Annotated in this window: 5 protein-coding genes and 1 pseudogene; 3 read left to right on the top strand and 3 right to left on the bottom strand. The window is 66.2% G+C overall.

Annotated features, from left to right (window positions below):
• Together ADBZ5N_RS16080 and ADBZ5N_RS16075 are read left to right on the top strand one after the other, a co-directional pair.
• A pseudogene (locus tag ADBZ5N_RS16080) lies at window positions 1–287 on the top strand (helicase-associated domain-containing protein); the annotation flags it as partial.
• 36 nt (window positions 288–323) lie between these two features.
• Window positions 324–1,973 (top strand): DNA repair helicase XPB, encoded by a 1,650-nt coding sequence (locus ADBZ5N_RS16075; protein ID WP_526259109.1) that lies wholly within the window; start codon window positions 324–326, stop codon window positions 1,971–1,973.
• Here the strand turns inward: ADBZ5N_RS16075 and ADBZ5N_RS16070 are convergent.
• From ADBZ5N_RS16070 to ADBZ5N_RS16060, 3 genes are all read right to left on the bottom strand, one after another.
• Window positions 1,970–2,959, bottom strand: coding sequence for an LLM class F420-dependent oxidoreductase (locus tag ADBZ5N_RS16070; RefSeq protein ID WP_526259107.1), 990 nt, complete (start codon window positions 2,957–2,959; stop codon window positions 1,970–1,972). The genes ADBZ5N_RS16075 and ADBZ5N_RS16070 overlap by 4 nt on opposite strands.
• A gap of 131 nt (window positions 2,960–3,090) precedes the next feature.
• On the bottom strand, window positions 3,091–5,226 hold the full coding sequence (locus ADBZ5N_RS16065) for a 3-hydroxyacyl-CoA dehydrogenase NAD-binding domain-containing protein (protein ID WP_526259105.1): 2,136 nt from the start codon (window positions 5,224–5,226) through the stop codon (window positions 3,091–3,093).
• A 24-nt stretch (window positions 5,227–5,250) separates the two neighbouring features.
• On the bottom strand, window positions 5,251–6,462 hold the full coding sequence (locus ADBZ5N_RS16060) for an acetyl-CoA C-acetyltransferase (protein WP_526259103.1): 1,212 nt from the start codon (window positions 6,460–6,462) through the stop codon (window positions 5,251–5,253).
• A 199-nt stretch (window positions 6,463–6,661) separates the two neighbouring features.
• On the opposite strand from ADBZ5N_RS16060, the gene ADBZ5N_RS16055 reads away from it, so the two are divergent.
• Window positions 6,662–7,459 (top strand): pyridoxal phosphate-dependent aminotransferase (locus ADBZ5N_RS16055; RefSeq protein WP_526259101.1); only part of this gene is annotated, 798 nt, incomplete at its 3' end.

Raw genomic sequence — 7,459 nt, 5'->3', positions numbered from 1 at the left:
ACAGCCTCGCGACCGTGGTGTCGGTGCTGCGGCGGATGGCTTCGGCCCCGCTGGGCGGGATGCGGGTAGACCCGGCGGTCGCGATTGCGCTGCTGCAGCAGGCAGCCGTGCTCGGCACAGACGTACTGATCGGTTACGTCGACGCCGCCGGTGTGGCCACCCAGCGAGTGGTCCGGCCGCTGGCGGTTCGCGGCGGGCAGCTCACGGCATGGGACCCCGCGCAGGGTAGGCCGCGCGAATTCGCGGTGCACCGCGTCACCTCGGTGATGTCGGCGGAGTCCGGATAATGGCGGTCATGAGGTGTGATGACCGAGCGGGGCTCCATGACTGAGGGCCCGCTGATCGTGCAGAGTGACAAAACCGTGCTGCTGGAGGTCGACCACGAACGGGCCGGCGCCGCCCGGGCGGCGATCGCGCCGTTTGCCGAACTTGAACGCGCGCCCGAGCATGTGCACACCTACCGGATCACCCCACTGGCGCTGTGGAACGCCCGGGCCGCCGGGCACGACGCCGAGCAGGTGGTCGATGCGCTGGTCACGTTCTCCCGCTACGCGGTTCCGCAGCCGTTGCTGGTCGACATCGTCGACACCATGGCCCGCTACGGCCGGCTGCAACTGGTCAAGCATCCCGCTCACGGCCTGGCCCTGGTCAGCCTGGACCGCGCGGTGCTCGAGGAGGTGCTGCGCAACAAGAAAATCACCCCGATGCTGGGTGCCCGCCTGGACGACGACACCGTGATCGTGCATCCCAGCGAGCGCGGTCGAGTCAAACAGATGCTGCTCAAAATCGGTTGGCCTGCTGAGGATCTGGCCGGTTACGTCGACGGCGAGGCGCATCCGATCAGCCTGGCGCAGGACGGTTGGCATCTGCGCGACTACCAGGAGATGGCGGCAGATTCCTTCTGGGCGGGCGGGTCCGGCGTGGTGGTACTTCCCTGCGGGGCCGGAAAGACCATCGTCGGTGCCGCTGCCATGGCCAAGGCCAGTGCGACCACCTTGATCCTGGTCACCAATACCGTTGCCGGCCGGCAGTGGAAGCGTGAACTCATCGCCCGCACGTCGCTAACCGAGGACGAGATCGGTGAGTACTCCGGTGAACGCAAGGAGATCCGCCCGGTCACCATCGCGACCTATCAGGTCATCACCCGACGCACCAAGGGTGAATACCGGCATCTGGAACTGTTCGACAGCCGCGACTGGGGGCTGATCATCTACGACGAGGTGCACCTGCTGCCGGCACCGGTCTTCCGGATGACTGCGGATCTGCAGTCCCGTCGTCGACTGGGCCTCACCGCGACGCTGATCCGTGAGGACGGCCGCGAAGGTGACGTGTTCAGCCTTATCGGCCCGAAACGCTACGACGCGCCGTGGAAGGACATCGAGGCCCAAGGCTGGATTGCCCCGGCGGAGTGCATCGAGGTGCGGGTGACGATGACCGACAACGAGCGGATGCAGTACGCCGTCGCAGAACCCGAGGAGCGCTACAAACTGTGCTCGACGGCGCGGACCAAGATCGCCGTGGTCAAGTCCATTCTGGCCAAACATCCCGGCGAGCCGACGTTGGTCATCGGCGCTTACCTCGACCAACTCGACGAACTCGGTACCGAACTCGGCGCCCCGGTCATTCAGGGCTCGACGAAGAATGCCGAGCGCGAGGCGCTCTTCGACGCCTTCCGCCGCGGTGAAGTCAGGACGCTGGTGGTTTCCAAGGTCGCAAACTTTTCCATCGACCTGCCGGAAGCCTCTGTAGCCGTGCAGGTTTCGGGAACCTTCGGCTCACGTCAGGAAGAGGCGCAGCGTCTGGGGCGGCTGTTGCGGCCCAAACACGACGGCGGTGGCGCGGTGTTCTACTCGGTGGTGTCGCGGGACAGCCTCGACGCCGAATATGCCGCACACCGGCAGCGGTTCCTCGCCGAGCAGGGGTACGGTTACCACATCACCGACGCCGACGACCTGCTTGGCCCGGCGATCTAGGTCAGCGCGGGGATGACCTCGCGCTCGAAAAGTTCGATCCCGGAGCGGTCATAGGCGGCCTCGGGGAAGTAGCAGATCACGTACTCGCAACCCAGATCGCGCAATTTCGTCATCCGCTCGATGACCCGTTCCGGGGTTCCGGTGGCGTTGCCGGGGTTGTCGTTCATCGCCATCATGGCGTCGGCGGCCCCGTCACCGCACAGACCGGCGATGCGGGCGCGTACTGCCGCGCAGCGGTCGGCGAACTCGGCGTCGTCGGCGCCGACGATGGCGTTGACGTTGGCCGAACGGATGATGGCGTCGTAGTCGGTGCCGACATCTCGGCAGTGCCCGGCCAGAATCTCCGACTTGTGCGTGAACTCCTCAGGATCGGCGCTGAAGTTGGTGTACTGCCCGTACTTTGCGGCGATCTTCAGGGTGACCTTCTCGCCGCCGCCGGCGATCCACAGGGGAATACCACTCGGCTGCAGCGGTTTCGGCGCCACGATGGCGCCGTCGACCTGGTAGTGCTTGCCCGCGAAGGTCACCCGTCCGTCCCGCCAGGCGTCGCGCATGATCTGGACGCCCTCGTCGAGGCGGGCCAGACGAACCCCCGCTGAAGGGAAACCGTACCCGTAGGCGCGCCACTCATGCTCGTACCAGCCGCCGCCGATGCCCATCTGCACCCGCCCGCCGGAGATCACGTCGGTGGTGGCCGCCACCTTGGCAAGGTAGGCGGGGTTGCGGTAACTCATCGCGGTGCACATCTGCCCGAGGTCGATCCGCGACGTCGTCGCGGCGAGCGCCGCCATCAACGTCCAGGCTTCGTGGGTGGCCTCGTCGGTCGGGATCGGGACGGTGTGGAAGTGGTCGTAGACCCAGAGCGAATCCCACGCCCCGCTGTCGGCGTACAAGGCGAGGTTCCGCATCACCTGCCAGTGGTCTTTGGGTGCAATACCGACGAGATCCAGTCGCCAGCCCTGCGGGATGAACAGTCCGAAGCGCATACCGCGACTTTACGGTGCGCCTGCCCGCCGGCCTTGTACGTCACCGTTGTCGCCGTCGTTTAGTGGGAGAGACCCGATAACGAAAAGTCCCCGAAAACCAGTTCGGGGACTTTTCGCCGTCGGGCTGGCGGCTAGCTCAGCAGCGACGTCGGCGGGTTGAAGCGGTCACCGTACTCGGCGGCCAGTTCTCTGGCGCGCGCTACGAAGGCGGTCTTCCCCCCGGGGTAGCCGGCGATGAATTGCGCGCAGCCACCGGTCCACGGCGGGAATCCGATGCCCATGATCGAGCCGATGTTCGCATCAGCGGTCGTCTCGATGACACCCTCATCGAAGCACTTCTGGGTTTCCAGCGCTTCAGCGAAGAGCATCCGGTCGATCATGTCCTGCAGCGGCGGCTTGGAGGTGCCCGACTTGAACTCCTCGCGCAGTCCCGGCCACAACTGGGTGCGGTTGCCGTCGACGTACTCATAGAAGCCCGCCCCGGAGAGCCGCGACGGCCGACCGCGGGCGATCATCTTCTCCACCACGGCTTCGGCCGGGTGCGCCACGTAGGTGCCGCCGGCGTCCTCGATGCCCTTGCGGCTGGCGACGGCGATCTTGTGCATCAACTCCATGTTGAGCTCGTCGGAGAGTTGCAGCGGCGGAGCCGGGTAGCCGGCCTGGCTGCCGGCGTGCTCGATGCTGGCCGGTTCCACGCCCTCACCGAGCATCGCCAGCGCCTCGTTGATGAAGGTGCCGATGACGCGGCTGGTGTAGAAACCACGGCTGTCGTTGACCACGATCGGGGTTTTGCCGATGGCCAGGGTGTAGTCGAACACCCGGGCCAGCGCCTCGTCGGAGGTCTTCTCGCCCTTGATGATTTCCACCAGCGGCATCTTGTCGACCGGGGAGAAGAAGTGGATACCGATGAAGTCCTCCTGCCGCTTCACCCCGGCGGCCAGGCCGGTGATGGGCAGCGTGGAGGTGTTGGAGCCCAGGATCGCGTTGGGTTCGACGATGTCTTCGATCTCGCCGAACACCTTGTGCTTGAGTTCCTGGCTCTCGAAGACGGCCTCGACCACGAAATCCACGCCCTTGAAGTCGGCAGCGTCGGCGGTCGGAGTGATCCGGGCCAGCAGCGCGTCGGACTTCTCTTTGGTGGTGCGGCCGCGCTCGAGTGCCTTGGCCTCCAGCTTCTCGGCGTAGCCCTTGCCCTTGTTCGCGGCCTCGATGGTCACGTCCTTGAGGACGACGTCGAAGCCGGCCTTGGCCGAGACATAGGCGATACCGGCGCCCATCATGCCCGCACCGAGAACACCGATCTTGGTGATCGGAGTCTTGCCGATGCCTTCCGGACGCGAGCCGCCGCCGTTGATGGCCTGCAGGTCGAAGAAGAACGCCTGGATCATGTTCTTGGCGACGTGACCGGTGGCCAACTCGGTGAAGTAGCGGCTCTCGATGCGGCTGGCGGTGTCGAAGTCCACCTGCGCACCCTCGACCGCGGCGGCCAGGATGGCCCGCGGGGCCGGCATGTTCGCACCCTTGATCTGCTTGCGCAGCAACGACGGGAACGACGGCAGGATCGCCGCCAGCGCCGGGCTGGCCGGGGTGCCGCCGGGCATCCGGTAGCCCTGGGCGTCCCACGGCTGGGTGTTCTTGTCGGGGTTGGCCTTGATCCAGGCCTTGGCGGCCGGGAGGAGTTCTTCAACGCTGCCGACCAACTCGTCGACCAGACCGGCGTCCTTAGCCTTCTTCGGGTTGAACCGGGTGCCCTGGCTCAGCACGTTGACGAAGGCGTTCTGGATTCCCATCATCCGCACGGTGCGGGTGACGCCGCCGCCGCCGGGCAGCAGGCCCAGCGTCGCTTCGGGAAGGCCGATCTGGCTGCCCTTGACGTCCGCGGCGATGCGGCGGTGGCAGGCCAGGGCGATCTCCAGGCCGCCGCCGAGGGCCGCGCCGTTGATGGCCGCGACCACCGGGACGCCGAGCGTCTCCAGCTTGCGCAGGTCGGCCTTGATCTCCTCGACCTCGGCGAAAGCCTCACCGGCGTGCTCCGGGGTGATCTGGATGATGCCTTTGAGGTCGCCGCCGGCGAAGAATGTCTTCTTGGCCGAGGTTATGACGACGCCGGTGACCGAATCCTTCTCGGCGACAAGGCGTTCGACGCACCTGTGCATGGACTCCTTGTAGTGCTCGTTCATCACGTTGGCCCCACCGGTGGGGTCGTCGAGAGTCAGGGTGACGATGCCGTCGGCATCCTTGTCCCACTGAATGGTGTTTTCTGCCATGTTCTTTCACTTCCTCCTTCGGCGTCAGACGCGCTCGATGATGGTGGCCACGCCCATGCCGCCGCCGATACACAGGGTGATCAGCGCACGCTTGGCACCGCGGCGCTCAAGCTCGTCGACCATGGTGCCGGTGATCATGGCGCCGGTGGCGCCGAGCGGGTGGCCCATCGCGATGGCGCCGCCGTTGACGTTGAGCTTCTCGTTGGGGATGCCCAGGTCCTTCTGGAACTTCAGCACCACCGAGGCGAAGGCCTCGTTGAGTTCGAACAGGTCGATGTCGTCGACGGTCAGACCGGCTGTTGCGAGCACCTTCTCGGTGGCCGGGGTGGGGCCGACGAGCATGATCGTCGGGTCTGCGCCGCTGGTGGCGGTGGCCACCACGCGGGCCCGGGGGGTCAGGCCACAGGCTTTGCCGGCCTTCTCGTTACCGATCAGCACCAGGGCGGCGCCGTCGACGATGCCGGAGCTGTTACCACCGGTGTGCACGTGGTTGATCTTCTCGACCCAGTGGTACTTCTGCATGGCCACATCGTCGAAGCCGGCCATCGCGGCCAGACCCTCGAAGGCGGGCTTGAGCTTGGCCAGGCTCTCCATGGTGGTGCCGGGGCGCATGTGCTCGTCATGGTCGAGGATCAGCAGGCCGTTCTGGTCGCGGACCGGGACCACCGACTTGGCGAAGTACCCGCCGGACCAGGCCGCGGCCGCGCGCTCCTGGGACTGCACGGCGTAGGCGTCGACGTCGTCGCGGCTAAAGCCCTCCAGGGTGGCGATCAGGTCGGCGCCGATGCCTTGCGGGACGATGAAGGCGTCATAATTGGTGGCTGGATCGCTCATCATGGCACCGCCGTCGGAACCCATCGGAACCCGGCTCATCGACTCCACGCCACCGGCGATGACCAGGTCATCCCAGCCCGAGCGGACCTTCTGCGCGGCGGTGTTCACGGCCTCGAGGCCGGAGGCGCAGAACCGGTTGAGTTGCACACCGCCGACGGTGTTTGGCATACCGGCCGCAATCACGGCGGTCCGGGCGATGTCGCCGCCCTGGTCGCCGACCGGTGAGACGCAGCCCAGGACGACGTCGCTGATCAAGTTCTCGTCCATGCCTGCGTGGCGCGAGCGCAGTTCGTCGATCAGGCCGGTGATGAGATTGAGCGGCTTGACTTCTGTCAGGGCACCGTTCTTGCCCTTGCCGCGCGGAGTTCGGATGGCCTCGTAAATGAAGGCTTCTTCGGACATGATTTTTCCCTCGTGAGTGATTGATAAGGGGTGCGGCTAGGAGCCTAGCCCCCTGCTGGTCAACCGTAACAATCCACCCGGCCAACTTGTTGGTTGGGCGCCTGTGAAGCGTGCCGCCAGGCCCCCTGTGAAGTCATCTTCACGCCAGCCGCCGAGTGTGAAGAGAGCTTCACACCGGCCGGGAATTACTCTCCTAGCCATGAAGGAACCCGACCCGAATGTCATCGGCGCAGCGATGACCACGGTCGAGCGGCTGCGGCCCTTCTCGGTGAATGTCTTCGCCAAGATGTCGGCGCTATCCGCCAGCCTCGGCGCGGTTAACCTCGGTCAGGGTTTCCCAGATGAGGACGGCCCCGCGGCCATGCTGGAGGTGGCCCGCCAGGCGATCGCCGACGGGGTCAACCAGTACCCGCCCGGGCTGGGCATCGCCGAACTCCGGGAGGCTGTCTCGGCCCAGCGGCAACGCCGCTACGGGCAGGTTTTCGACCCGGACACCGAGGTGCTGATCACCGTCGGCGCCAGCGAGGCGATCGCCTCGGCGGTAATCGGCCTCGTCGAGCCCGGTTCGGAGGTGTTGGTCATCGAGCCGTACTTCGACACCTACGGGCCCAATATCGCGATGGCCTGTGCACACCGGGTTTCGGTACCCCTGGTGTCGAAAAACGGGTTCTTCGCGCTCGACGCCGATGCGGTCCGCTCGGCGATCACTCCCCGCACGCGGGCGATGATCGTCAACTCCCCGCACAACCCGACCGGCATGGTGCTCGGCGACGACGAACTTCGCGCGCTGGCCTCGGTAGCGGTGGAGGCAGACCTGCTGGTGATCTCTGACGAGGTTTACGAGCGGCTGACTTTCGACGGCCGTGCGCATCGGCCGATCGCGACCTACCCGGGCATGGCCGAGCGCACCGTGACGATCTCCAGTGCGGCGAAGATGTTCAACTGCACGGGCTGGAAGATCGGCTGGGCCTGCGGAGCGCCGGCGTTGGTCGCCGGT

This window comes from Mycobacterium sp. (assembly GCF_044370595.1).
Lineage (GTDB): Bacteria > Actinomycetota > Actinomycetes > Mycobacteriales > Mycobacteriaceae > Mycobacterium.
Note: the sequence above shows the minus strand (reverse complement) of the source record. Positions and strands in the feature narration are given on the sequence as shown.